The sequence below is a fragment of the Pedobacter psychrodurus genome, from assembly GCF_004331735.1.
In the GTDB taxonomy this organism is placed as follows: Bacteria; Bacteroidota; Bacteroidia; order Sphingobacteriales; family Sphingobacteriaceae; genus Pedobacter; species Pedobacter psychrodurus.
Genome location: NZ_SJSO01000005.1, coordinates 278280 through 302848 on the forward strand (window position 1 = coordinate 278280; position 24569 = coordinate 302848).

General features: G+C 37.8%; 23 protein-coding genes, 1 pseudogene and 1 riboswitch. Of the genes and pseudogenes, 14 read left to right on the forward strand and 10 right to left on the reverse strand.

Annotation, left to right across the window (positions count from 1 at the left end):
* Positions 1-104 precede the first annotated feature (104 nt).
* Positions 105-848, forward strand: a complete 744-nt coding sequence (locus EZ456_RS08005) for an RDD family protein (protein WP_131529002.1) — start codon at positions 105-107, stop codon at positions 846-848.
* 176 nt (positions 849-1024) lie between these two features.
* On the opposite strand, the pseudogene EZ456_RS25515 reads toward EZ456_RS08005, so the two are convergent.
* The 5 genes and pseudogenes from EZ456_RS25515 to EZ456_RS08030 all read right to left on the reverse strand — a co-directional run.
* Positions 1025-1171, reverse strand: a pseudogene (locus tag EZ456_RS25515) (DUF2752 domain-containing protein); the annotation flags it as partial.
* Positions 1172-1179: 8 nt separating this feature from the next.
* Positions 1180-1668, reverse strand: coding sequence for a DUF5684 domain-containing protein (locus tag EZ456_RS08015; RefSeq protein ID WP_131529006.1), 489 nt, complete (start codon positions 1666-1668; stop codon positions 1180-1182).
* A gap of 90 nt (positions 1669-1758) precedes the next feature.
* Entirely contained in the window at positions 1759-2484 is a 726-nt protein-coding gene (locus EZ456_RS08020) for an SGNH/GDSL hydrolase family protein (protein ID WP_131529008.1), read from the reverse strand.
* Positions 2485-2529: 45 nt separating this feature from the next.
* Complete coding sequence (gene lipB / locus EZ456_RS08025) at positions 2530-3258, reverse strand: lipoyl(octanoyl) transferase LipB (RefSeq protein WP_131529010.1); 729 nt, start codon at positions 3256-3258, stop codon at positions 2530-2532.
* Between the two features lie 11 nt (positions 3259-3269).
* Positions 3270-3917 (reverse strand): 4'-phosphopantetheinyl transferase family protein, encoded by a 648-nt coding sequence (locus tag EZ456_RS08030; protein WP_131529012.1) that lies wholly within the window; start codon positions 3915-3917, stop codon positions 3270-3272.
* Positions 3918-3988: 71 nt separating this feature from the next.
* On the opposite strand from EZ456_RS08030, the gene dcd reads away from it, so the two are divergent.
* From dcd to EZ456_RS08080, 9 genes are all read left to right on the forward strand, one after another.
* Complete coding sequence (gene dcd, locus EZ456_RS08035) at positions 3989-4525, forward strand: dCTP deaminase (protein WP_086548704.1); 537 nt, start codon at positions 3989-3991, stop codon at positions 4523-4525.
* 674 nt (positions 4526-5199) lie between these two features.
* Positions 5200-7890: a carboxypeptidase-like regulatory domain-containing protein gene (locus EZ456_RS08040; protein ID WP_225876494.1), complete on the forward strand. Its 2691-nt coding sequence runs from the start codon at positions 5200-5202 to the stop codon at positions 7888-7890.
* A 121-nt stretch (positions 7891-8011) separates the two neighbouring features.
* Positions 8012-8773 (forward strand): enoyl-CoA hydratase/isomerase family protein, encoded by a 762-nt coding sequence (locus tag EZ456_RS08045; RefSeq protein ID WP_131529014.1) that lies wholly within the window; start codon positions 8012-8014, stop codon positions 8771-8773.
* A gap of 133 nt (positions 8774-8906) precedes the next feature.
* The gene (locus EZ456_RS08050; RefSeq protein WP_131529016.1) at positions 8907-9782 is read left to right on the forward strand and encodes an SDR family oxidoreductase; all 876 of its coding nucleotides are present in this window, start codon (positions 8907-8909) and stop codon (positions 9780-9782) included.
* Between the two features lie 6 nt (positions 9783-9788).
* Positions 9789-10184, forward strand: a complete 396-nt coding sequence (locus EZ456_RS08055; RefSeq protein ID WP_131529018.1) for a DoxX-like family protein — start codon at positions 9789-9791, stop codon at positions 10182-10184.
* 13 nt (positions 10185-10197) lie between these two features.
* Positions 10198-10935, forward strand: coding sequence for a DUF2071 domain-containing protein (locus EZ456_RS08060; protein WP_131529020.1), 738 nt, complete (start codon positions 10198-10200; stop codon positions 10933-10935).
* Positions 10926-11678 carry a methyltransferase domain-containing protein gene (locus EZ456_RS08065; protein ID WP_131529022.1) on the forward strand — a complete coding sequence of 251 codons (753 nt, stop codon included), beginning with the start codon at positions 10926-10928 and terminating at the stop codon, positions 11676-11678. Before EZ456_RS08060 ends, EZ456_RS08065 begins: the two co-directional genes overlap by 10 nt.
* A gap of 487 nt (positions 11679-12165) precedes the next feature.
* Complete coding sequence (gene purD / locus EZ456_RS08075) at positions 12166-13437, forward strand: phosphoribosylamine--glycine ligase (RefSeq protein ID WP_131529026.1); 1272 nt, start codon at positions 12166-12168, stop codon at positions 13435-13437.
* A gap of 11 nt (positions 13438-13448) precedes the next feature.
* The gene (locus tag EZ456_RS08080) at positions 13449-13955 is read left to right on the forward strand and encodes an SMI1/KNR4 family protein (RefSeq protein ID WP_131529028.1); all 507 of its coding nucleotides are present in this window, start codon (positions 13449-13451) and stop codon (positions 13953-13955) included.
* A gap of 60 nt (positions 13956-14015) precedes the next feature.
* Here the strand turns inward: EZ456_RS08080 and EZ456_RS08085 are convergent, their stop codons facing one another.
* From EZ456_RS08085 to EZ456_RS08095, 3 genes are all read right to left on the reverse strand, one after another.
* Positions 14016-15170 carry a TlpA disulfide reductase family protein gene (locus tag EZ456_RS08085; protein ID WP_131529030.1) on the reverse strand — a complete coding sequence of 385 codons (1155 nt, stop codon included), beginning with the start codon at positions 15168-15170 and terminating at the stop codon, positions 14016-14018.
* A gap of 98 nt (positions 15171-15268) precedes the next feature.
* Entirely contained in the window at positions 15269-16429 is a 1161-nt protein-coding gene (locus EZ456_RS08090) for an ATP-binding protein (RefSeq protein WP_131529032.1), read from the reverse strand.
* A gap of 114 nt (positions 16430-16543) precedes the next feature.
* On the reverse strand, positions 16544-17725 hold the full coding sequence (locus tag EZ456_RS08095) for a formimidoylglutamase (RefSeq protein WP_131529034.1): 1182 nt from the start codon (positions 17723-17725) through the stop codon (positions 16544-16546).
* Positions 17726-17796: 71 nt separating this feature from the next.
* On the opposite strand from EZ456_RS08095, the gene EZ456_RS08100 reads away from it, so the two are divergent.
* On the forward strand, positions 17797-18759 hold the full coding sequence (locus EZ456_RS08100; RefSeq protein WP_131529036.1) for an NAD-dependent epimerase/dehydratase family protein: 963 nt from the start codon (positions 17797-17799) through the stop codon (positions 18757-18759).
* Positions 18759-20060 carry an HAD-IB family phosphatase gene (locus tag EZ456_RS08105; RefSeq protein WP_131529038.1) on the forward strand — a complete coding sequence of 434 codons (1302 nt, stop codon included), beginning with the start codon at positions 18759-18761 and terminating at the stop codon, positions 20058-20060. Before EZ456_RS08100 ends, EZ456_RS08105 begins: the two co-directional genes overlap by 1 nt.
* Before the next feature lie 167 nt (positions 20061-20227).
* On the opposite strand, the gene EZ456_RS08110 is transcribed toward EZ456_RS08105, so the two are convergent.
* The gene (locus tag EZ456_RS08110) at positions 20228-21517 is read right to left on the reverse strand and encodes a voltage-gated chloride channel family protein (protein WP_131529040.1); all 1290 of its coding nucleotides are present in this window, start codon (positions 21515-21517) and stop codon (positions 20228-20230) included.
* Positions 21518-21536: 19 nt separating this feature from the next.
* Positions 21537-21599, reverse strand: a riboswitch (Fluoride riboswitch).
* A 64-nt stretch (positions 21600-21663) separates the two neighbouring features.
* On the opposite strand from EZ456_RS08110, the gene EZ456_RS08115 reads away from it, so the two are divergent.
* Together EZ456_RS08115 and EZ456_RS08120 are read left to right on the forward strand one after the other, a co-directional pair.
* Complete coding sequence (locus EZ456_RS08115) at positions 21664-22629, forward strand: tryptophan 2,3-dioxygenase family protein (RefSeq protein ID WP_131529042.1); 966 nt, start codon at positions 21664-21666, stop codon at positions 22627-22629.
* A gap of 145 nt (positions 22630-22774) precedes the next feature.
* Positions 22775-23839, forward strand: a complete 1065-nt coding sequence (locus EZ456_RS08120; RefSeq protein ID WP_131529044.1) for a branched-chain amino acid aminotransferase — start codon at positions 22775-22777, stop codon at positions 23837-23839.
* A gap of 208 nt (positions 23840-24047) precedes the next feature.
* Here the strand turns inward: EZ456_RS08120 and EZ456_RS08125 are convergent, their stop codons facing one another.
* Positions 24048-24512, reverse strand: a complete 465-nt coding sequence (locus tag EZ456_RS08125; RefSeq protein WP_131529046.1) for a DUF4920 domain-containing protein — start codon at positions 24510-24512, stop codon at positions 24048-24050.
* Positions 24513-24569: the final 57 nt, after the last annotated feature.

The window sequence follows — 24569 nt, forward strand, 5'->3', positions numbered from 1 at the left end:
ATACATAGATGAACAAACTAAATATGAAAATATAAGAAAACTTTAGTTTAAAAAAATAAAGATCGGCCTACAGCTATTATCTTTAAAAAAAATTATGTTTGAATATGGATAGCATCAGAATTAGCACTGCTCAAAATATTGATATTGATTACGAAATTGCTGGCCTTGGCGAGCGTATAGCCGCAAGGTGTATCGATTTGGCTGGATTTGTAATCCTCGCTGTAATTACCTTAGTGGTAATGGGTGCCGCACAAATGGCAATGTCGGGAAGTGCAGCCATGGTTGTTTTTTTTATTTTCTTGGCAATTTTTGCTTTCTACGACCTGGTTTGTGAAATCACTATGGATGGCCAAACTTTGGGAAAGAAAGTATTAAAGATAAAGGTAATAAGCATCGATGGCACACAACCCACTATTGGGCAGTATATTTCTAGGTGGTTATTTCGGATAATTGATTTCGGTTTCCCCTTTGGCTGGGGCGTTGTTGCGCTGGTTTCTGTAGCGATAACTAAAAACCATCAACGATTGGGCGATATACTGGCTAAAACAACGCTGATTAAAACTAAACCAAGAACTGAATTTTCTAATGTGGCCTTCAGTTTTAATTTGCCTGAAGAATATGAACCGCAGTTTAAAGAGGTTTTGCATTTAAATGATAGAGATATAGAACTGATACACGAAGTGTTAACTGGATATTACCAAACGGGAAATGCCGACCTGATTTATGCCATGGCAGGCAAGACCAAAGAACATATTTTTGTAACTATCCCTAGCGGGATGAACGAGTTACAGTTTTTAGAGGCAGTATTAAAGGATTATAATCACCTTACAGCCAATATGAGTGTTTAGCTAAAGAACATTTTATGAAAATAGCTGATCAGTGTAAAATTACCGATTACGATAACCAATATTCTAAAAATAAAGGAACGTTGCTTGATCTGGAACTTATACAATAAGCCAGCTGAGATAAATAAAAACAATAGCGGGATAGTAGGTGGATAAAGCGACCAGCTTTTTGATAAATCGCCTTGAAGAAGGGCGATAAAAGATCTTTGAAAGCCACAACCTGGACAGTCGATTCCTGTTAAGGCTTTAAATGGGCAGGTGATTAAATGATTTTGCAGCCAATCAACAAAGTTGATTAAGCTGCAAAATATAAATATGATAAACATTCCTTGAATTATACTACTGGTGGAGGAGTATCGTTTGGAGTGTCTTGATTACCGAATGGTTTGTTAAATGGATTATTTGGGTTATTGAAAGGGTTGTTACCAAAACCGCCATTTTGTGCTTCTGCTGCCGATGGACCTAAATATTTAGCATCGCCAAAACCTAAAATTGGCCAAAAAATAAATGGAAGTATAACTAAACCAACAGTAAAGCCTTCTGATTTCCCAAAGCTTTTACTTACTAAATTGTAAAGCCAAATTGCAAATACAATGTTTACACAAGGGATAATTAGCCATAGAATCCAGATCATTGGTTTGCCAACGATTTCTAGTAAAATGATCAAATTGTAGATCGGAATAATTGCTGCCCAACCTGGTTTACCAGCCTTTTCGAAGGCTTTCCACATCCCAGCAATCGCAACAACAATTATTGCCAGGTAAATAATTCCGCCTACCAGCCCAATACCTGCGGCTAATCCGCCTCCTTCATACTCATTCATAATTTTTTCTGTTTTTAAAAGGTGATTAATTTAAATAGTTGATCTAAAGTAATTTTTTTAATTTAAAAACAGAATAAATAAGAGGTTAAATTATTCCAACACATTGGCCACTTTTGCTGATAAAGCTTCGGCCCATTCGGCATACATTTTACCGCTGGGATGCAGTCCATCGTCGGCAACGAGCGCAATATCGGTTGTTGCCTTTCTCGACGCAGGCGTTATATTCGTATAGTTTACACCCGCTGCAAGGGTGATTTCTTGATTTGCCGCATTAAAACTGTCAATTTCGGCGGCAATGGTTTGAGGATCTCTGCCTGAGTTTCTACCAAAAGGAGTAGCACCCCAATCGGGAATAGAAACCACAAAAACTTTACTTTTATCGCCACCGGCAAAAGTAATTGCCGTTTGTAACAATTCTGCGAACTCTTTTTTATAGGTATTTATTGGGTAGCCGCGGTATTGATTGTTTACACCGATCAAAAGTGTAACAAAGCTATAGGTTCCGGTTAAATTCTCTTTTTTTATGGCAGATTGAAGTTCATCGGTAGTCCAGCCGGTAACCGCAATAATTTTTGGGTTTGTTACACTTTTACTTTTGGCTTTTAACAGGCTTTGAAGCTGATAAGGGAAAGATTCTGCCTGTTTAACCGATTGGCCAATGGTATAAGAATCGCCGAGAGCTAGGTAAGTAAAATTACCTTCGCCATTTGGTGAAGCTGTTGTTCGATCAATAACTGGTTCAATGGGCATGGGCTGTTGTTTTGTACAGCCCGAAGTTAAGAAAGAAAATAAAATGGCGCTTAATAAAATCTTCATAGTTTACTTTACGAAGTAATATTCGACTTAGTTTTATTCTGCCTGTTAAATAAGCTTCATTTTAAAAAGTTTGGCAATGTGGTTTTTTAACTTTGCTTTTACTTCTTCCATGTCTAAGTTATAACCCAGTTCTTTTGCTAAAGAAGTTACAGCCTTATCATCTATCCCGCAGGGCACAATATTTTTAAAGTAATCTAAATCTACATTTACATTAAATGCAAAACCATGCATGGTAACCCAGCGGCTGCAACGAACACCCATGGCGCATACCTTGCGTGCCTTTTCGTTATCGGCATCTAACCAAACACCTGTAAAACCAGGATAACGGCCTGCTTCTATCCCATAATCTTTTAAGGTAAGGATAACGGCTTCCTCCAGTGTGCGTAAATATAAATGGATATCAGTAAAGAAATTGTCAAGATCAAGAATAGGGTAACCCACAATCTGTCCGGGACCATGATAGGTAATATCGCCACCCCGGTTTATCTTATAATAGGTTGCATGTTTATCCTTTAATCCCTGCTCATCTAATAATAAATTTTCAGGATGCCCGCTTTTACCTAAAGTGTACACGTGTGGGTGTTCGCAAAATATAAGATGGTTTGGGGTAGGCTTATTGGTGTTGTTTACTCGGTTTTCTGTTTTAATGGCCACCGTTTTATTTAGTAAATCTTCCTGTTTATCCCAGGCTTCCTGGTAGTCTGTTAAGCCCCAGTCTGTAAAAGTAGTTGGCACTAAACCTATTGCAATTGCTTTTTCCGCTGTCTCGTTCATCTCCATTTATTTTAAGAATTGCTGGCTACATAGCCTAACATGTAACTATCTTTAGTTTTAAAGTAATTAACGGTCAGCTCTCGTGTACCTGTTGGCAGTTCTACCAATGCATTTAATGAGCCTTCGTTTTTTAGCTTAAAAGGTTTAATATGGATATGCTGTTTAAATTCTAAACCTTTTTTCCCATGCCACTTATAAATGGCCTCTTTAGCACACCATGCTACATATAAGCCATCAGTATTATCTCCAATCTGTTTTTGGGCAAGCTCTACGTCGTTTAAAAACTTGTGTTTAATGCTTTTTATTTTGTGCTTAATTAGTTCAATATCAACACCAACAGGATGATCTTTGCTAATCATTACAGCAGCATAATCATAAGAATGGCTTAACGAAATATGATAGTCTGAATTAACCAGATAGGGCTTTCCATGTTCATCAAACTGACAATCGATATACTCAGTTGTATTCAGCATTGTTCTTAATAGCAATCTGGTACTTAACCAATGCAACAACCGCTTGCCACTATTTAACGACGAAATAATATCACGTTCATGCTGCTTAAGCTGCAGTCCGGCCAACAACTCTTCTTCCGTTTCCTCAATTTTCCAAATTGCTAAAACAGAATGCTGATCAATATTTTTATTGTAAATTATTGGCATTGATTAAATTGGAGATTACATGCAAAATTATCTTAAATAAATGATAATTTAGGCCAAAAATACGTATAAAAATGATATTATCTGATAGCAGGATATTAGAAGAAATTGAGAAGGGAACAATCATCATTGAGCCTTTTAAACGCGAATGTTTAGGGACCAACTCTTATGATGTTCATTTAGGGAAATACCTGGCTACATATAAAAGCCGTGTGCTTGATGCTAAGGCGCACAACGAAATCGAACATTTTGAAATTCCTAAAGATGGATATATCCTTCATCCAGGCACGCTATATCTTGGTGTTACTGTAGAATATACTGAAACGCACGGGCATGTGCCTTTTTTAGAGGGGAAAAGCAGCACTGGCCGCCTAGGTATCGATATCCATGCAACAGCAGGTAAGGGTGATGTTGGTTTTTGTAATACCTGGACATTAGAAATATCGGTAGCGCAACCTGTGAAAATTTATGCAGGAATGCCTATTGGCCAATTGATTTATTTTGTGGTTGAAGGTAAGATTGAAACGATGTACAATTCAAAAGGTAACGCTAAGTACAACAATAAAACCACCAGGCCCGTAGAAAGCATGATGTGGAAAAATAAGTTCTAGTGATAAGTGCCTTCTTTGCATTAAAATTAAGTTATACAGACTATCCGAATCGCTTAGAATAAAAGAGTTTATTTGGTTTTTGGAAATGAAAGCTAGTGTGCTGTGGCTGCTGTAGTCCCGCCATTCGCTGTGGTCCCGATAGAAACCTGTGAAACAAGCAAGCACACCAAAATGTAACATAAACCGGTGCTTAAATCGGGAGCCGTCGCCGCTGTCGGGTTTATTAACAAGGGGGTGTTTTCTGGGGCACTAAACATTGTTTCTAAACCCGATTGTCGTGAATGCCGATTTTTTCGATCGGCAGAAACAAAAGCGGGGCTGGTGAGGCCAAGTAGATCAGAACCCCTCATTTCCAAATCAGTAGGGTGAAAGAATTTTTTTGTTTTTGGAAATGAAAGCTAGTGTGCTGTGGCTGCTGTAGTCCCGCCATTCGCTGTGGTCCTGATAGAAAATCGGGAGCCGCCGCTGCTGTCGGGTTTATTGAACAGCGGTTCTTTTCTCAAAAATATAAATAGATCTCCCTAAATTTAAAGAGGCTTTAAAACTACATTTACAGTTATTGCATGAGGGTTCTTAAATATGGATGGCTCAGCCTTGTCAATTTTCATGGTAACTTCATAAAAGTATGCCTTAGGTTTTGTACCTTGACACGTATTTATTTGTTACCTAACCACATGAAACTCAAAATTACTCTCGCAATCAGTTTTCTATCTCTACTTATTGTTTTTGCTGCGTTTAAAATGGATGATGATCCATTTAGTCAGCTCTTACAAAAACTCGACGATTACACCAGTAAATATCCACAAGAAAAAGTTCACCTTCACTTAGATAAGCCTTATTATGCCATTGGCGACGATATTTGGTTCAAAGCCTATGTGGTAAATACCAAGAATTCGGCTCCTTCAGGCATCAGCAAGATCCTGTATGTGGAGCTGATCAATGAAAAAGATTCGCTAAAAAAACTGATTAAATTGCCCATTATGGGCGGAATTACCTGGGGCGATTTTAAGTTAACAGATTCACTTGGAGAGGGCAATTATAGAATTAGGGCCTATACCAATTACATGAGGAATTTTGGCACCGAATTCTTTTATGATAAGACAATTAAGATCGGAAATAGCTGGGCTAACAAAGTTTTTACAAAAACTTCTTACAGTTTTACCAAGGAGAACAATGCTGATAAAGTAACCGCAACAGTTCATTTTGAAGATAAAAATGGTATAGCCTACAGTGAAAATGAAGTAAGTTATGAAGTTCAGTTAGATTATCGTAGCGTTGCAAAAGGTAAAGTTAAAACAAGTTTAACAGGTGATGCCCTAATTAGCTTTACAAACAATCAATCTTTCCAGAATAAATCGGGGAAGATTATTGCTACTATCGCGTTAGATAACAAACAAAAAGTAATCAAATCTATCCCAATCACCTCGACATCTAACAATGTTGATGTACAGTTTATCCCAGAAGGGGGAACGCTTGTTGAAGAATTGCCGCAAAAAGTTGCCATTAAAGCTGTTAATGCCGATGGCCGCGGTGAGGATGTAGAAGGAACTATAGTAGATGACGGGGGTAATGAAGTGACCAACTTTGCCACCAATTATTTAGGTATGGGTAACTTTGTGTTTAACAATCAGGCCGGGAAATCATATTCGGCAAAAGTTAAATTTAAGGATGGATCAGAAAAAACGGTGAAGTTACCTGTAGCCGTTAAAAGTGGTTATGCACTTTCTGTTAATGCTTTAGATACAGGTAAAGTGGTGGTTAAAATTATGGCCAGTGCCGATCTTGTGAATAGCGATGAGCTAAAAGTTGTTGCTCAGCATGGTGGCAATGTATACTATGGTTCGAAAGCTAAAATGGATAAACAGGTACTAGTGGCCAATATTCCAAAAAAGAACCTACCAACTGGCATTGTTCAGTTTACTTTATTTTCGAGCAGCAACCAACCTATTGCAGAACGTTTAGTTTTTATTAATAACAAGGCCGACTTAATCGATGTATCGCTAAATGCATCGGGAGTTTCTGGCTCAAAAAGAGGAAAATCAGCTTTTACTTTCAATGCGACTAATGATAATAAGCCCGTTTTAGGTAGTTTTTCGGTTGCTGTTACCAATGCTGCAAAAGTAACGCCTGATGAAAATAACGAGTCGAATATCCTCAGTTCGTTGTTACTTACCTCTGATTTGACCGGGTATGTAGAAAAACCCAATCATTATTTTTTAAAGGATGACCTTCAAACACAAAAAGAACTCGATAACTTAATGCTTACCCAGGGCTGGAGGAGGTTTCTTTGGAAAAATATCATCAATAATATCGGTCCGAATATTACCTATAAGCCCGAGCAATCTATTACCATTAGCGGAACAGTAACAAAAGGTAATAAGCCTGTACCTGGCGGCAAAGTAATGCTCATGGCTACAAAAGGAACAGTATATATTTTAGATACGGTAACCAATGCGGAAGGAAAATTTGTTTTCGATAATTTAAGTTTTGGTGATAGTACAAAATTTGTGGTTCAGGCTAGAACTAAAACAGAACGGAAGTTTGTAGATATTAATCTCGATATCGTTCCTGGGCAGATTGTAACCAAGAATAAAAATGGAGCCGATATAGATATCAATGTGAATAATACTTTGATGAAGTATATTAAAGAAAGTGATAACTATTTTAATGAGATGACCCGCTTAGGCTTGCTGGAGCGGACCATTAAACTCGAAGAAGTAACCATTACAGAGAAGAAAAATCCAGCGAAAAATTCATCCAACCTCAACGGTGCAGGAAGAGCCGATTTTGTGATGACAGCTGATCAGTTATCCACTTGTGTTACCTTATCGCAATGTTTACAAGGTAGGCTGCCTGGGGTAATATTTAGAGGTAACGTGCCATACTTAATGCGTAGTCAAAATCAACCTATTAATATTATTGTTGATGGCATGCAAATGGAAGCCGATTTCCTGGATAATGTTAATCCTAACGATGTAGAATCTATTGAGCTTTTAAAAAGCATCGGCAATACGGCAATTTATGGTTCGCAAGGTGGTGGAGGTGTAATTATCATTACGACTAAACGTGGTGATGGGGGTAGAAGTACCGCTCGTTATGCCCCAGGTATTGTAACCTTTAATCCACAAGGATTTACGATTTCAAGAGAGTTTTATTCGCCAAAATATGATGCGGAAAGTTCAAGCAGCAGGACTGATTTAAGAACAACTATTTATTGGAACCCTCAGGTTGTTGCAGATAAAGATGGAAAAGCCCAATTCGAATTTTATAATGCAGACGAGCCGGGAACCTATCGCATAGTAATAGAAGGAATAGACGCAGTAGGGCATTTGGCAAGAAAAGTTTACACTTATGATGTTAAATAGAGAAAAATAGATAAATTTGAATTAGTATGCATGCATAGCTTATGCTGCGGTTTTATTTATCTTAATAACCGATACTTTAAACCTTGATACTAAATATTCAAATCTTGATACTATTTAAAATATGAATACAATAAAAGTAAGTGTTAAAGATCGCCTGGCAACCATCACCTTAGATAGAGGGAAATCGAATGCCCTAAACCGTGAGTTGATTACCGAGCTTGACGATATGCTTAAAAATATTACTGCCGATGATAACATTGGCGGTGTAATTTTAACCGGAACAGCACCTTTCTTTTCTGCGGGACTGGATTTAGTAGAACTTTATAACTATAACGAAGAAGAGGCCAAATCTTTCTGGCAATTGTTTTTGGGTTTCACCGCCAATATGGTTTCGTTTAAAAAACCGATGGTAGCCGCAATTAGTGGCCATAGCCCAGCCGGTGGATGCGTAATGGCTTTAGCATGCGATTACCGTGTTATGGCAGAAGGACAATACATTATTGGCCTCAATGAGGTTCCGGTAGGTATTATTGTGCCGAATAGTATTTTTCAATTGTATGCGTTTTGGCTAGGAAAGGCCGAAGCCAGTCGTAGTTTGCTTTCCGGTAAACTTTATAGCCCAGAGGAAGCTTTGAAGGTTGGTTTGGTTGATGAACTGGTAAGAAATGAAAGTTTGTTAACTGCTGCCGAGCGTAAGATTAAGAAATACATGGAGCTCGAAAGCAATACCTGGTCGCAAAGCAAATTAAATATCCGCGAGGAATTAATAGATGCTGTAACTGCAGATCAATCTGCTACTTTAGAAAAAATGTTAGCACAATGGTGGTCGCCGGCAACGCGCCATATTTTAAAAACAATTTTAGCTAACCTGCAGAGAAAATAAGTTTGGGGTTCGGAGCTGAGCGTTTGGAGTCGATTATTCGGTTCAAACAACTTGGCGATTACCCAGGCTAAACAGTTAGCAATTCCCAATAATTTAACCATTCCAACAATTAACCTAATAACCAATCACCGCTATGTTCAGTTATAACGCACCAATGCTCAGAGAAGACGCTTTAAAAGGAAAAACCATTGTTATTACAGGCGGTGGAACAGGATTGGGAAAAGCGATGGGCGTATATTTCTTAAAGTTAGGTGCCAACATCGTAATTACGAGCAGAAAACAGGATGTACTGCAAAAAACTGCCGATGAAATGGAAGAAAAAACAGGCGGCAAAGTATTGGCAGTTGCGTGTGATGTTAGAGAAGTAGCGCAGGTAGAAAACGTACTGGCCAAAACTTTAGAAAGATTTGGTTCGGTTCATGTATTACTGAATAATGCTGCAGGTAATTTTATATCTCCAACCGAACGGCTATCGGCTAATGCGTTTTCATCAATTATCGATATTGTTTTAAAAGGAACGGTTAACTGTACACTTACCTTTGGTAAACATTGGATTAAAGAAAAACAAGCTGCAACAGTTTTAAATATAATTACCACTTACGCTTTTACAGGCTCAGCCTATGTTGTACCTTCGGCCTGTGCAAAAGGTGGTGTTTTAGCACTAACAAGATCTTTAGCCGTAGAATGGGGTAAATATGGTATCCGTACCAATGCGATTGCTCCGGGTCCGTTTCCAACCAAAGGTGCCTGGGAGCGTTTATTGCCCGGCGATTTAGCAAAAAAATTCGATTTTAAAAATCGCGTACCACTAAAAAGAGTCGGCGATCATCAGGAACTTGCCAATTTAGCAGCATTTCTGGTGAGCGATTTCTCAGGATATATTAATGGCGAAGTAATTACCATTGATGGCGGTGAATGGTTGCAGGGAGCAGGCCAGATGAATGGCTTAGAGGCAATCCCGAACGAAATGTGGGATATGCTTGAGCAAATGACAAGAAGCGCCAAATAATGCAATATGGTAAATTTAACCAATCGCAATAATCAATTATTACCACAAAGAATACTTACTTGGTTTATTGCATTGGTTTGGCTTGCAAACGGATTGTTTTGCAAGGTATTAGGCCTTGTGCCTCGCCATGAACAGATCGTTGCAAGAATTTTAAACGCTAACCATAGTCATAGCTTTACAGTTCTTATAGGCATATCAGAGATTGTTATGGCAATCTGGATTTTGAGTAATTTCAAAACCAAGCTTAATGCTATTGTTCAGATTGTAATAGTTGCTACAATGAATGTCATCGAATTTATGTTGGCGCCAGATTTATTGCTTTGGGGAAAATTCAATTCACTTTTTGCATTTATATTTATTCTGGTTGTGTTTATCAATGGGTTTTATTTAAACAAAAAATAACGCAGCAAGCATCATGTTCTCATTTCTAAAAAACCACCCATTTGCAGTCGACGCATTTTTTGAGAATTCTCTTGTATTAACGTTTGCTGTCCCAAAAGCAGAGTTAGAGAATCTTATTCCTGAATGCTTAACGTTGGATACCTTTAACGATAAATGGGCTTTCATTGCCATTGCCATGGTTCAAACTAAAAATTTGCGACCCAAAGGCTTCCCCCAATTTATGGGGAACGACTTTTTTCTTATCGGTTATCGCGTATTTGTCCGTTATACGAACAAAGCCGGAAAAAGCTTACGTGGTCTGTATATTTTAAAATCAGAAACTAATAAAAAGAAAATGGAGTTTATGGGAAATATTTTTACTCATTATAATTATAGCACAACTGATATTGCGCTATTTGAGAAGGAAAATACTAAAGAAATTACTTCAGCCAAATCTAATTTTAAAATCATAATAGATAAAACAGATCATGAAGTTGCTTTGCCTGAAAATTCGCCATTTGCCGATTGGAAAGAAGCCAGAAGATTTGCCGGACCTTTACCCTTTACATTTACCTACAACAAAAAAAACAAAGAAGTTTTAATTATAGAGGGTGTTAGGCAAAACTGGCAACCAGCCCCGATTAAAATTGCCAATTATAACTTTGGATTTTTAAATTCCTTGAATCTAAAAGACCCGATTTTAGCAAATGCCTTTGACATTCAAAACATCCCTTATTATTGGAAAAGCGGAAAAATTGAAAAATGGAAATAAAAAGAAGAAAATTTCAGGGTGTGTTAAACATTTTAAGTTTTAACAGGCATTTTTACATATTTGGTGTTATCGCTTTATTGTTAGTGGTAATTAGTCAAGTATTAATGCCATGGTCTGCTACCTTATTTTGGATAATCATTTTGGCTTTTCTTTATGGTCTTTTAATGCCATTAATAGTGTCTGCATATGTTTATGATTTTTCTGGATATTATAATTTCGACTGGCTAAAGAAAACTGGTATTTCCAATTCTAGTCCAGATTTAATCTTAAATATTAATGCAGGGTTTGATGAAACAAGCTTCATTCTTAAAGACCATTTTCCGCAAGCAACTTTAAAAGTTTTCGATTTTTACAATCCTGAACAACATACAGAACATGCAATAATCAGAGCAAGAAAAGTAAGCTTACTATTTCCTGATACAAGGCAGATCACAACGGATTTGATTCCTTTGCCCGATAAATCCGTCGATATCATATTTCTGTTGTCGGCTGCGCATGAAATAAGATCACAGCAGGAAAAGATCGTTTTTTTAAAAGAATGTTATAGGTTATGTAAACCAACTGGTAAGGTAATTATGGTAGAACATTTACGAGATTTACCTAATTTTATGGCCTTCTCTATTGGTTTTACTCATTTTTTCTCAAGAGGAGTTTGGCAAAAAGCATTTGAAGCCGCAGGTTTTTCTTCCTTTTCTGAAACGAAATTCACACCATTTATGTCTATTTTTAATTGTTGCCCTTAATTTAATGCAGATACACTTATTAATAGTTGGTGCACTTCTAATCGCATTGGCATTTATTCACGTCATTTTCCCCAAATATTTTAATTGGCAAACTGAACTTAAATTACTGAGTTTAATAAACAGGCAGATGATGCTGGTACATACATTTTTTGTTGCGCTTACCGTATTTTTAATGGGGTTACTCTGTTTAACCTCATCAAATGAATTAATACAGACTGATCTTGGAAGAAAAATATCGCTCGGTTTGGGTTTATTTTGGATTACGAGATTCTTTATCCAATTTTTTGTTTACTCCAAGGATCTATGGAAAGGTAAGCTATTCGAAACCACCGTCCATGCCATGTTTTCTATTCTTTGGGCATATTTTAGTTTCGTATTCCTCTTTATTTTTTTTAAATACTGAACAGTTTAAAGCAAAGGCGCTTTATCGTAAAGTCTTACCACTTCATACTGGGCTACTTGATGGTAAAATATTATCTTTGCCGATATGAATATCTTACTTTTAGGTTCAGGCGGCAGAGAAAGCGCATTCGCTTGGAAAATGAGCCAGTCTTCGCACTGCGATAAACTAATTATTGCTCCAGGTAACGGTGGTACAGGAGCTTATGGTACAAACATCAACATCAATGTAAACGATTTTGATGCCATTAAAAAAGTAGTGCTTACCGAAAACATCGAACTCGTTGTAGTAGGTCCTGAAGAACCTTTGGTAAACGGTATTCACGATTTCTTCCTTGCTGATAAAGCCATTGCGCACATCCCGGTTGTCGGACCAAAAAAAGAAGGTGCTATTTTAGAAGGAAGTAAAGATTTCTCTAAACAGTTTATGGAGCGTCATGGTATTCCAACTGCGGCTTCAAAATCTTTCACGCCCGAAACTTTAGAAGATGGCTTGGCTTATCTGCAAAACCATGCATTGCCAGTTGTTTTAAAGGCTGATGGTTTGGCTGCGGGTAAAGGTGTATTAATCTGTACCGAAACCATCGAAGCTCAGGAAGAATTAAAACTGATGCTTGGCGGTAAATTTGGTGCGGCCGGTGCAACGGTTGTAATCGAAGAATTTTTAAGCGGAATAGAACTTTCGGTATTTATTTTAACTGATGGTGAAAATTATATCACACTTCCTTCAGCTAAAGATTATAAACGGATTGGCTTGAACGATACCGGTTTAAATACTGGTGGCATGGGCTCGGTTTCTCCGGTTCCTTTTGCCACACCAGAATTTTTGGCTAAAGTAGAAGAGCGGATTATTAAGCCTACAGTTGAGGGCCTGAAGAAAGATAATATCGATTATACAGGTTTCATCTTTTTCGGACTAATTAAAGTAGGAGAAGAGCCATTTGTAATCGAGTACAATGCACGTATGGGCGATCCTGAAACAGAGAGTGTGATCCCCAGAGTTGAAAACGACTTGGTAGAGCTGTTTTTAGCTACGGCCAACAAACAGTTAAATCAGGTAAGTTTGGTTATTTCCGAGCAAACAGCAGCTACCGTAATGATTGTGGCAGGTGGTTACCCAGGCGATTACCTGAAAGGCAAAGCCATTACTGGAATCGAAAACTTACGCCATTCGAATGCATTCCATGCCGGAACATTGTTAGAAAATGATGTAGTGAAAACAAATGGAGGAAGGGTAATTGCCATTACCAGTTTGCAGAAAGATTTGTTTACTGCTTTACAATCGGCAACTGCTGATGCTGGCAGAATTTATTTCGACGGGAAATATTTTAGAGAAGATATCGGGTTTGACTTGGTTTAAAAAGATATAAGTTGAAAAAAGTACTTAAGAAGATTTCCGAAACGGCAATTAAACAAGGAGAGTTTAGTTTTACGACCGAGCAGACCGAAGCAAAATGGCTAGGCAACCAACCTGCCACATTAGCCGAAATACAAGAGGCTGAAGCAAGATTGGGTGTAACGTTACCAAGTGATTATAAAGATTTTCTATTGATTACCAATGGGTTTACTACGCCAAATGAAAACGTCGATCCATCGTTTTCCAAAATAAGTGATGTAGCATTTCTAAAGGATGTTGATCCACAGTTGATCGAAGTCTGGATTGAAAACATCGAATTGCTTGAGGTAGCAATTAAACTGGCTAGAAGTATTGTAATCGGTGGCTTAACAGAAGAACAATATTTTCTTTTAATCCCACCGGTAATCGAAAATGCAGATTGGGAATATTGGAAATTCGCATCGTGGATTCCAGGAGAAGATCCTTACGAAGGACTTGAAAATTATTTTATTAACGTATTGGATTTCTTAAAATCTGCGTAATACGTTTTCCTATAAAACAAAGAAAGTCCCGGTTTTAATCGGGACTTTCTCTTTTAATTCTTATTTCGATTTACTTCCCAATAATTCTTGAAGTTTATCTTGTAGAGCTTGTTCTCTTAATCCTTTAGCAATAATTTTACCTGTTGGATCAATTAAGAAATTGGCTGGAATTGATCGGATACCATACATTTGGGCTACTTCATTGTTCCATCCCTTTAAATCAGATACATGTGTCCAGGTTAATTTGTCTGCTTCAATGGCTTTTTGCCATGCAGCTTTATTTGTTCTGGTACTTCCTCCATCTAATGAAACACCTAGGATGGTAAAGCCTTTATCTTTAAATTTATTGTAAGCCACTACAACATTTGGGTTTTCGTTGCGGCACGGACCACACCATGATGCCCAAAAATCTACGAGCACATATTTACCTTTAAAATCGGATAATTTAACAGGTTTTCCTGCGGTATCAACTTGGGTAAAGTCCATAGCCATCGCCCCCACTGCTGTTTTTCTTCCAGCATCAAATAATTGCGCGATTTTTTTACCGTTTGCTGTTGCTTTCAATTCTGGTGACAATCCAACAAATGCCTTTTCTGCAGCTGCCGCCTGATCTGGATCTGAAGCCAATTGACTAATTGCGCTTAGGCTGATAAATGATTTTGGGTTGCTGTTTGCGTACTGTAATAATAATGGAGACATTCCTGCAGCCTCTTTTTCATAACGAGCACCTAAAGCCCCCATAACGGCCTTATCTTGTTTTTGCTCTGGTGTATAAGCCGCATATTCTGCATTAATTGCCGCAAGCTTATCTGTTACCGGCTTCGTTAATGCTTTTAATTTCGCTGCATCATCATTAACAAGTGAACCGGTAATTGTTGCTTTTTTTAATGAATCTGCTGCGGCTAGTTTTATATTTCCTGGCTCTAGATAAAGCGATAAAGCATCTAATTTTTCGCCTTCTGCCGGGCGGTTTACATAAGGGTTTTTGTTTAAGAAAAGACTTCCTTGTGCTGGGCTCAACAATGTTCCTTTAAATGCAAAAGCACCGTTTGTCACTGTTGTAGAATCAGTAATGTTTTTGTCATCACCTTGATAGATCAGATAAACCTTATCTCCGGTTTTTAGTCCTTTTATATCGCCGTTAACTGTAAATGGCTTTTGTGCTAAAACTGCAAGCGGCAATAATGCCATTGCAGATAATAATATTTTTTTCATGAGGTTAGTTTAATCCTGTTCAAATATATAAATCTGTACCGCTAAAACGTAAATCGCTGTGTAAAATTATGATAGATTATTTATAATAGCGTAAACCTTTATTTTATAGACTTCCAGCTCAAAGCTTTATACAGGCTTCGTTTTTGGTTTTCTAATCCTCCATAAATTAATGTTTTCTCTACCTTTTTGGGGCTGGCATTTAACTCAAATTTATCCAGGTTTTTAAATAAATCAGAAGTAATGGTTTGCGTTGCTTTGATTTCAAATGCGGAAAAACCGTTGTCTGTTGGCAGGAGTAAGTCAACCTCGTTGGTATTGCTATCTTGCCAAAAGTAATATTCATTATTTAAAAAGTTATGATAGTTTTGCTTTTGAAACTCTGCAATTACCATATTCTCGAAGATATTTCCTTTTAATCTATTTCCTATTAATGTCTTACTGTTTTTAATTTTTAAAAGATGGCATAATAGACCAGAATCATAAAAGTAAAGTTTTGGTGTTTTTACCAAGCGCTTATTAAAGTTTTCGTAATATGGCTGCAAGAGATACACAATATAACTGCTCTCTAAAACTGAAAGCCAGTTTTTTGCTGTTGGCTGCGATATATTACATGCATTAGCCAGTGCATTCAGGTTAAGCAACTGTCCCGCTTGATTAGCACATATTCCAATAAAAGTTCTGAATGTCTTTAAGTCTTTAATATTCAGAAGTTCAGTAACATCTTTTTCTACATAGGTTTGTATATAATTGGAAAAATAGACATTAGGTTCTATATCACGATCGTAAATGGCAGGATAAAAACCCTTAACGCAAGCTTCAGCAAATGAATCGTCAAGTAGATCATTGGCTTTAAGCTCAGATAAATCGAATGGTAAAAGTTTAAATAATGCTACTCTTCCTGCAAGACTTTGTGTGATGCCCTGCATTAAGTGAAAATTTTGTGAACCTGATAAAATATACTGGCCCATTATTTTAGATTCATCAACAATGTTTTGTAGATAAGAAAAAAGCAATGGAACTCTTTGTGCCTCATCAAAAATCACCTTGTGATTATACTCATTTAAGAAACCATTAGGATCTTCAGTTGCAAAGGCTCTAGCATCGGGGTTTTCAAGCGATATATATCTGTAATCACTAAATATATTTTTTAATAATGTAGTCTTTCCCGATTGCCGTGGGCCAGTAACAGCAATTATGGGGAATTTGCTTTTCTGAGCCTGGATGTATTTGGTTATATGTCTTTTAACTAATTGTTGCATAGTTAGTTGTTTTAACAAAAATACAGCAAAAAGAATTGGTATACAACACCAACTTTGAAATTACATAGCTTCAACTTTGGAATTACATAGCTTCAACTTTGGAATTACATAAGTTTAATTTAGCTTTTGATAGGTTCTCCACCACAAATCGGGCATTTCGCCGTTAACGGCAGTTTGGTAATCATCATACCTGCATGGTACAAGGTGATATCGTTCATTTTTAGATTGTCCCGAAGGATAAGGAACCTGCATCCACCAACGGTCTGATTTTTTGCTTTTTACAAACATCATTTCTCCCGAACCATCTTTTAAACTGGTTCGATAGATCATAAACTGTGATTTAGGTGTAAGCGGGAAATCCTTTTTGCGGGCATAATATCCATCCACAAAATACCATACCATTTGAGCAAGTAAGAAGGCTGTTTGTCCGTTATTGTCGTAGGCAGGATTAAACTCGTAAAAACCAATTGAGGTCAATTTATCATTCATACCTGCATAACGGGCAATGCGACAGGCTTCTTCGCCATCAAAACCGTTTGGCGTGGTGTTCGCATTGGCAGCAGCATCGGCAGAGCGGATTGCGCCCATATCAAAGCTAATCATGTTTGCATTGCGGATTATGGGCTCTGTTAAAGTAATATCTTGAGCAAACTCGCCTAAACGGTGCACATCAAAATATAATTTGTCCATTACGCTCAAACTTTCTTGATTTACAAAATAAGTTTGATAACCAACATTGCTAAAATTGAAAAGGTAATTGGGTTGGTGTAAGAAAATCTTGTTCAGGTAACAATCCGATCGGGTAGCAATTCCCTCATTGTCGTCATCACCAATATCAAATTGGTTATCAATAATAACCAGATCTACTTTTTGCTCTAAATCTTCATAACCCAGATATTGGCCGTAGGTTAAATCTTGCCCGCCACCAATAATGATCGGAATAATGTCTTTTTTGATCAGCTCAGAAACCACCATCTTGATGGCGATGTAAGTATCGGCAATGGTTGCACCGTGTTTAATATTACCTAAATCGACAATCCTGCTGTTAAAAGCACCTTCGTTAAGTTTGTAGAATTTCTCTCTAAAATAATCAGGCGCTAAAGCAGAGCCTTCATTATTAACAGCACCTCTTCCATCAAGTACCCCAAAAATTGCCAAATCGTAAGTATGCTCCTCAAAATCGGGAAACGATTCGGTGTAAATCTGCGTTTTTAACCCCAGCTGACTTGTGAAAAATCCTTGCTTGGGTGTAAAACTATCGGGGTTTATTGGGGAAAAGAAATCCGTTAATGACATATATTTAAAACTCTCGGCTCAAATATCTATTTTTGAATGCGTATTTCCACATATAGCTCGAAAAAAATAAAATGATACTGGTAACCGGAGGAACTGGATTTTTAGGATCTGAATTAATTAAGCAGTTAACCGATAGCGGCTTAGCTATTCGGGCCTTAAGGCGGGAGAAATCTAAAATTCCTTCACTAATCCAAAATATCCCACTTATAGAATGGTTTGAGGCTGATATTAATGAGCCATCGGCTCTGGAAGAGGCCTTTATAGGAGTTACCAAAGTTTACCATTGCGCTGCATTTGTATCCTTAAACCCAAAAGATAAAAAACAACTTTTTCACGTAAACATAGATGGAACCTCGAACATTGTAAACCTTTGTGCCGAAAATAATTGCCGTCTATTGCACGTAAGCTCGGTTGCGGCCTTGGGCATTGCTAAAAAGGGCAATAAAATTACCGAGAAAGACTTTTGGGAATATGACGCTAAAGCACATGCCTATGGTTTATCCAAATACGAGGGCGAGATGGAGGTTTGGAGGGGTATTACCGAAGGTTTAGATGCTGTTATTGTTAATCCATCGATCATTATTGGTAAAAATGCGGGCTTTGAGGGAAGTGGAGCCATTTTTAAACTGGTAAAAGGTGGTTTTCCATTTTATACCGATGGTGCTTCTGGTTTTGTTGATGTTGAAGATGTAGCCAAATCGATGATCCTGTTAATGGGTGCCGAAGTTTCGGGAGAACGGTATATCATTTCTGCCGATGATTATCATTATAAAGATCTGTTCAGTGAAATTGCGCAGGGTTTTGGTGTTAAAGCACCAACAAAAGAAGCAAAATCATGGATGCTCGGTATAGCCTGGAGGTCGCTAAAATTTGCATCCATATTTACTGGTAAACAACCTTCCATAACTAAAGATGCTGCAAAGAGCAGTTTAACCTTAAGTTATTACAATAACAATAAAGTAAAAACGGAAACAGGCATTACCTTTAAGCCAGTTGCCGAAAGCATAAAAGAAATTACCCAACATTTAAGATAATGCCCAAACAGAAAGCCTATTACATCATCGATTTTGATAGTACCTTTACACAGGTAGAAGCACTTGATGAACTTGCCCGAATTTCGCTAAAGAACCACCCAGATAAAGAAGCGATTTTCCAAAAAATTGAAGATTATACCAATTTTGCCATGGAAGGAAAACTTTCCTTCTCCGAAAGTTTAGCACAACGCGTTAAACTTCTTGAAGCAAATGAAGATCATTTAAAACAACTCATCAAACATTTAAAAAAGAAAGTATCTACTTCTTTTTCGCGTAATGCCGAATTTTTTAAGCAACATGCGGATGAGGTGCTGATTGTTTCTGGCGGATTTAAGGAATTTATAACCCCTGTAGTAAGCCAGTACCACATTAAAAAGGAAAATATTTATGCCAATACCTTTGTAACCACTGGCGATGGTAAAATTATAGATTACGATCATGCCAATCCTTTAAGTGAAGAAGGTGGTAAAGTAAAATTACTTCAGCATTTAAAACTCGAAGGCGAGTTATTCGGTATAGGCGATGGTTATTCTGATTTCCAGCTGCGCGAAAGTGGTATCATCAATAAGTTTTTTGCATTTACGGAGAATATTGCCCGTGAAAGCATTGTTTCAAAAGCAGACCATGTAACACCAAGCTTCGACGAGTTTTTGTATGTAAACGATCTGCCCCGTGCAATTTCTTATCCTAAAAATAGAATCCTTTGCCTGGTAATTGGTGAGGTTGACCCCTTAACAATTTCTATCCTTAAAAATGATGGTTTGTCGATTAGGCATAAAACTTCTTTTGAAGATAAATATGTAAAGGATGTGGGAATTATCCTTTTAGCTGATGGTGAAAAAATAAATAAGGAACAGTTAAAAGATGCTGCTAAACTAAAAACGATCGGTTATTTAGGTAATGCGAAAAATAAAATAGACCTCGATTTATGTACCAAACAAGGTATTGTAGTTTTCGATGATCCCAAAAATAACCCACGTAATATCGATTTTATCCCGAAACGGGTTGCCGATTTTATGAATACCGGAGCAACGTATCTGAGCAGCAATTTTCCGAACTTACAATTGCCGAAAATTGAGAAATCGCACCGCTTAATTCACATTCACAAAAATGTTCCAGGTATTATGGCGAAAATCAATACTGTTTTTGCTAAACATGATATCAATATTGTGAGCCAGTTTTTAATGACCAATTCTGAAATTGGCTATGCCATTACCGATATCAATGCAGAGTACGATAAACAATTGTTTAAATCGCTTAAAAAGATCGAACATACGATAAAGTTTAGGGTGCTTTACTAATGTAAAATGTAAGATGGATGATGGATGATGGAATTGATTCCGCGTCGATCTATGAATCAGTGGGAGGCTTTTAGTTATGGTTTCCCGCTGATTTAAGAAAATGTTGCAGATTACATTTCCTACCCAGACCTTGCTAACGCTCTTCGCCCAGCGCCCCACGGGCTTGACTACCTCAAAAACTGATGCCTCTTCAACAACAAATGCTTAGGTGCACCTATCGTTTGTGACCGATAAATTCCCGTATGGCCTGAAAATAGATAAGCAGTAACACAGGCTAAGGCGATATAAATTCCAGATGAGGTGCCAAATAACTCTACGCCCATAAAAATACAAGCCAAAGGGGTGTTCGCTGCCCCTGCAAAAACAGCCACAAAGCCCATTCCTGCCAGTAACCCAAAAGGTAAGGGGATAAAGAAACTCAAAAAACTACCGAGTGTGGCCCCAATAAAGAAAAGTGGAGTAACCTCGCCGCCCTTAAACCCTGCACTCAAGGTAAATGCAGTCAAAAATAATTTGATCGCAAATGTATAATATGCTTCTTGTTGTATAAAGGATTCTGAAATAACTGGAATGCCTAAGCCGATGTATCGTGTATTCCCGATTAGGTAAATAATGCCTATTAAAACTATTCCGCCAATCAATGGCCGTAATGGTGGGTATTTAATTTTGCTGAAAAGGTTTGATAAACCGTGGTTCAAGGCCGAGAAAGATCTTGCCACGAGTCCAAATAATATTCCTGCACCTAAGGATAACAATAAATTGATCGAATTCATTTCCGGTACCAGAGATATGGAATAATGGGTATGACCAACACCCCAGGCCTTGCATGCATAATCGGCAATAATTGCGGTAATAAATGAGGGTAGAATTGAGCTGTATGTTAAACTTCCAATAACAAAAACCTCTAATCCGAATACGGCGCCTGCCAAAGGTGTCCCGAAAACCGAGGCAAAGCCAGCGCTAATGCCACAAATGAGGATCACTTTTCTATCTCTGGCTTTAAGTTTAAATAGTTTGGTAAACTGGTCGGCAAAGGCTCCTCCAATTTGCACAGCAGTGCCTTCTCTTCCGGCCGATCCACCAAATAAATGGGTAATAATAGTGCCCGCAAAAATGAGTGGCGCCATGACCAATGGAATCATATTTTTGGGTGATTGCAATTCCTCAATCAGGAGGTTGTTGCCCTTTACAACGGCTGCACCCCAGTAATGGTAAGCCAGGCCAATGAGTATACCTGCAATTGGTAAAAAGGCGATAATCCAGAGGTGTTGCTCACGGTAATTGGTTGCCCAGTTTAAAGTTTCTAAAAATAGAGCGGAGGCAGAACCAATAATCCCACCCAATATTGCAGAGATCAACAGCCATTTTAAAGTGCTGATTAGGAGTAATCCGAAGTCGAGTTTAATAAAGTGTTTGATAGACAGAAGAAATCCTTCTGTTAGTTTTTTAACAGGCATTTGAATTCAATTTTAAATAAAAATCGTAGGAGTCATCAGCCTGTTTGGGCGGTTTTGGCGGTACTCCATCGCCATTATGCCAAATGTATAAAATTTAGTTATTTGTTGCAAAATCTTTATCACCTTTGTGCAGCTAACTTTAAACCATGGATTTCACACCCGAAATAAAAGACAAACTACACCAACTACAAGAAAAATATACGGCAATGGGGCAAGATATGGCATCGTACCTCGACGGACTTTTATATGCCGATTTCTTAACCTATTGGGACTACATCCATTTGGATACTTTGCTGAGCTTGCAGAATCCTAAAACACCAATTCCTGATGAAGAGATTTTCATCATGTACCATCAAATCACCGAGCTTTATTTTAAGCTTGCACTGCACGAATGCAGGCAGATTGCGGAGCATGAAAATTTAACCGTCGAATTTTTTACTGCACGTGTAAAACGGATCAACGCTTATTTCAATGCCTTAACTACTTCTTTTGAGGTGATGGTTGATGGTATGGAGAAAGAACAGTTCTTAAAATTCCGTATGTCGTTATTGCCTGCCAGTGGATTTCAATCGGGCCAGTACCGAATGATCGAGATCTGTGCTACGGATTTTATCCAGTTAGTAGACAAAACCAAACGTACAGAACTAAGCACTGCAACAATAGAAGAACAATTCGAAAACATTTACTGGAAATTCGGTGCAACCGAACTGGCTTCGGGTAAGCAAACTTTAACCTTAAAGCAATTTATTAAGAAGTATGCGGCTCAGTTTCTACAACTGGCAAATGACCGTATTTTAACCAATTTTTCTGCTTTATATCATCAATTACAAGCCAATGGAGCCGATGTTTCTGCGCTTGCAGAAGAGTTGCGTAAGCTGGATTTGTATGTAAATGTAGAATGGCCATTATCACACTACAAATCGGCTGTACGTTATTTGGAGAAAGATCCGGTAGATATTGCTGCAACAGGCGGAACCAACTGGCAAAAGTATCTGCCTCCGCGTTTTCAGAAGAGAATCTTTTATCCGTTCTTATGGACTGATGAGCAAATGGAAGAGTGGGGTAAAGGATGGGTGCTTAGTGTACTTAAAACACTCAAAAACAAAGATTAATATTGCAAAAAGCTATTAAAAAAGGCTGTTTTTTCTTAATTTGCGCGAAATAATTAATGACAGAATGAGCGAATTATTTAATTAGAGAATATGGGAGTAAAACACTCAATCATTTCAATCAATCACTCATTCAAAATTCAATAATATGACCGAGACATTAGATATAAAAATCACCAAAGCAGACCAAACACGTTTGACTGTTACTGATTTTTCGCAATTACCGTTCGGTAAGGTTTTTACTGATCACATGTTTACTGCCGACTACGAAGAAGGCGAATGGAAAAATTTACAGATTCTTCCTTATGGCCCAATTCCGATGAGCCCAGCAATTTCTGCGCTTCATTATGGGCAGGCAATTTTCGAAGGATTAAAGGCTTATCGCCAACCAGATGGAAGGATTAGTGTGTTCCGTGCTGATAAAAACTTCGAACGCTTTAACAAATCTGCGGCAAGAATGTCGATGCCAGGTATTCCTGAAGAAATTTTTATGCAAGGTTTGGCCACATTGATCAACGTTGATGAGAAGTGGGTGCCTAATCAAGAAGATTATGCTTTATATATCCGCCCTGTAATGTTTGCAATGGATCCTTACTTAGGCGTTAAGGCATCTGATACCTATAAATTTGCTTTGTTAACTACCCCAACGGGTCCATATTACAGCAGTGCATTAAAGGTTAAAATCGAAACTGAATTTACGCGTGCAGATGAAGGTGGTGTGGGCTTTGCCAAAACTGCTGGAAATTATGCACGTTCGTTATATCCTTTCGAGCAAGCTAAAAAAGAAGGATACGATCAATTGATCTGGACTGATTCGGTAACACATGAGTTTATTGAAGAAGCTGGAACAGCTAACTTGCTTTTTGTAATTAATGGTAAACTGGTTACCCCATCAGTGCGCAGTACCGTTTTAGATGGTGTAACACGTGATACAATTATTAAACTGGCTAAAGATGCCGGAGTAGAAGTTGAAGAACGTAGGGTTTCTGTTAAAGAAGTAATTGAAGGAATTGAAAACGGAAGTTTAACCGAGGCTTTTGCCGCAGGTACTGCAGCTACAGTAACGCATGTAGGCGAAATGGGCTATAATGGTCAGATCTATAAATTGACCGACCCATCAACCAGACATATTTCTAATGGCATTGCTAAAAAATTAAACGATATCCGTTACGGTTTAGCACCTGATGAATTTGGTTGGAACTGGGTGATATAAAGATCACCGTCAATAAAATAAGAAACCCCGATACAGAATATGCATCGGGGTTTCTTATTTATAATATCGTCATTTCGAGCGGAGTGCAACGCAGTCTAGATGACGACTTTCTTATAGAGATATTATTATTGGTAATTTATTTTAGCAAAATTTAGCTCTCTAGCCTTCCAACCGCTAACTTCGGTCTCCGAACTTTCTGGACTTTCTTTTATTTATCTAATATCACCACACCTTTAGCTTCGAAGGCCAGTTCTTTTTTAGGATCGGTAATTTTGGCCACTTCTTCGGGAGATTTTTTAGCGTCTTCTGCATAATGGCGTAAAGTTTCTACTGAGATGGTTTGTTTCTTCGCTAAGCCATCCAAAACTACTTTTTTGCCAACAATATCCATTGGCATAAAGAAAGCATAATCTTTAAAAGTTACCCGCATTGCATCGCCATTAGGCATTTCTAAAGTCATCCAGCAGCCCTTTTTCTTACACACATCTACCACCTTGCCTTCAATTTTCATATCGACAGTTTTTTTATCCCCCATCGCAGCTTCCATCTTTGCAGCTGGCTTTACATCGCCTGGTTTAACTTCTTCTCCAAATTTTTGACCAGTATATGCGATTTGAGCAAATGAAAATGCCGTAAATAGACAAAAACTTAAGCTTAGAATGATTTTTTTCATGATTTTATAATTATCTGGTTGTTATCTAATCAAAGTTATTTAAAATTTTTCTAAATA

What these genes read in the sequence shown, in the direction of transcription:
- EZ456_RS08005 (WP_131529002.1), top strand. Translation starts at nt 105, where the DNA reads ATGGATAGCATCAGAATTAGCACTGCTCAAAATATTGATATTGATTAC.
- EZ456_RS08015 (WP_131529006.1), bottom strand. Translation starts at nt 1,668, where the DNA reads ATGAATGAGTATGAAGGAGGCGGATTAGCCGCAGGTATTGGGCTGGTA.
- EZ456_RS08020 (WP_131529008.1), bottom strand. Translation starts at nt 2,484, where the DNA reads ATGAAGATTTTATTAAGCGCCATTTTATTTTCTTTCTTAACTTCGGGC.
- lipB (WP_131529010.1), bottom strand. Translation starts at nt 3,258, where the DNA reads ATGAACGAGACAGCGGAAAAAGCAATTGCAATAGGTTTAGTGCCAACT.
- EZ456_RS08030 (WP_131529012.1), bottom strand. Translation starts at nt 3,917, where the DNA reads ATGCCAATAATTTACAATAAAAATATTGATCAGCATTCTGTTTTAGCA.
- dcd (WP_086548704.1), top strand. Translation starts at nt 3,989, where the DNA reads ATGATATTATCTGATAGCAGGATATTAGAAGAAATTGAGAAGGGAACA.
- EZ456_RS08040 (WP_225876494.1), top strand. Translation starts at nt 5,200, where the DNA reads ATGAAACTCAAAATTACTCTCGCAATCAGTTTTCTATCTCTACTTATT.
- EZ456_RS08045 (WP_131529014.1), top strand. Translation starts at nt 8,012, where the DNA reads ATGAATACAATAAAAGTAAGTGTTAAAGATCGCCTGGCAACCATCACC.
- EZ456_RS08050 (WP_131529016.1), top strand. Translation starts at nt 8,907, where the DNA reads ATGTTCAGTTATAACGCACCAATGCTCAGAGAAGACGCTTTAAAAGGA.
- EZ456_RS08055 (WP_131529018.1), top strand. Translation starts at nt 9,789, where the DNA reads ATGGTAAATTTAACCAATCGCAATAATCAATTATTACCACAAAGAATA.
- EZ456_RS08060 (WP_131529020.1), top strand. Translation starts at nt 10,198, where the DNA reads ATGTTCTCATTTCTAAAAAACCACCCATTTGCAGTCGACGCATTTTTT.
- EZ456_RS08065 (WP_131529022.1), top strand. Translation starts at nt 10,926, where the DNA reads ATGGAAATAAAAAGAAGAAAATTTCAGGGTGTGTTAAACATTTTAAGT.
- purD (WP_131529026.1), top strand. Translation starts at nt 12,166, where the DNA reads ATGAATATCTTACTTTTAGGTTCAGGCGGCAGAGAAAGCGCATTCGCT.
- EZ456_RS08085 (WP_131529030.1), bottom strand. Translation starts at nt 15,170, where the DNA reads ATGAAAAAAATATTATTATCTGCAATGGCATTATTGCCGCTTGCAGTT.
- EZ456_RS08090 (WP_131529032.1), bottom strand. Translation starts at nt 16,429, where the DNA reads ATGCAACAATTAGTTAAAAGACATATAACCAAATACATCCAGGCTCAG.
- EZ456_RS08095 (WP_131529034.1), bottom strand. Translation starts at nt 17,725, where the DNA reads ATGTCATTAACGGATTTCTTTTCCCCAATAAACCCCGATAGTTTTACA.
- EZ456_RS08100 (WP_131529036.1), top strand. Translation starts at nt 17,797, where the DNA reads ATGATACTGGTAACCGGAGGAACTGGATTTTTAGGATCTGAATTAATT.
- EZ456_RS08105 (WP_131529038.1), top strand. Translation starts at nt 18,759, where the DNA reads ATGCCCAAACAGAAAGCCTATTACATCATCGATTTTGATAGTACCTTT.
- EZ456_RS08110 (WP_131529040.1), bottom strand. Translation starts at nt 21,517, where the DNA reads ATGCCTGTTAAAAAACTAACAGAAGGATTTCTTCTGTCTATCAAACAC.
- EZ456_RS08115 (WP_131529042.1), top strand. Translation starts at nt 21,664, where the DNA reads ATGGATTTCACACCCGAAATAAAAGACAAACTACACCAACTACAAGAA.
- EZ456_RS08120 (WP_131529044.1), top strand. Translation starts at nt 22,775, where the DNA reads ATGACCGAGACATTAGATATAAAAATCACCAAAGCAGACCAAACACGT.
- EZ456_RS08125 (WP_131529046.1), bottom strand. Translation starts at nt 24,512, where the DNA reads ATGAAAAAAATCATTCTAAGCTTAAGTTTTTGTCTATTTACGGCATTT.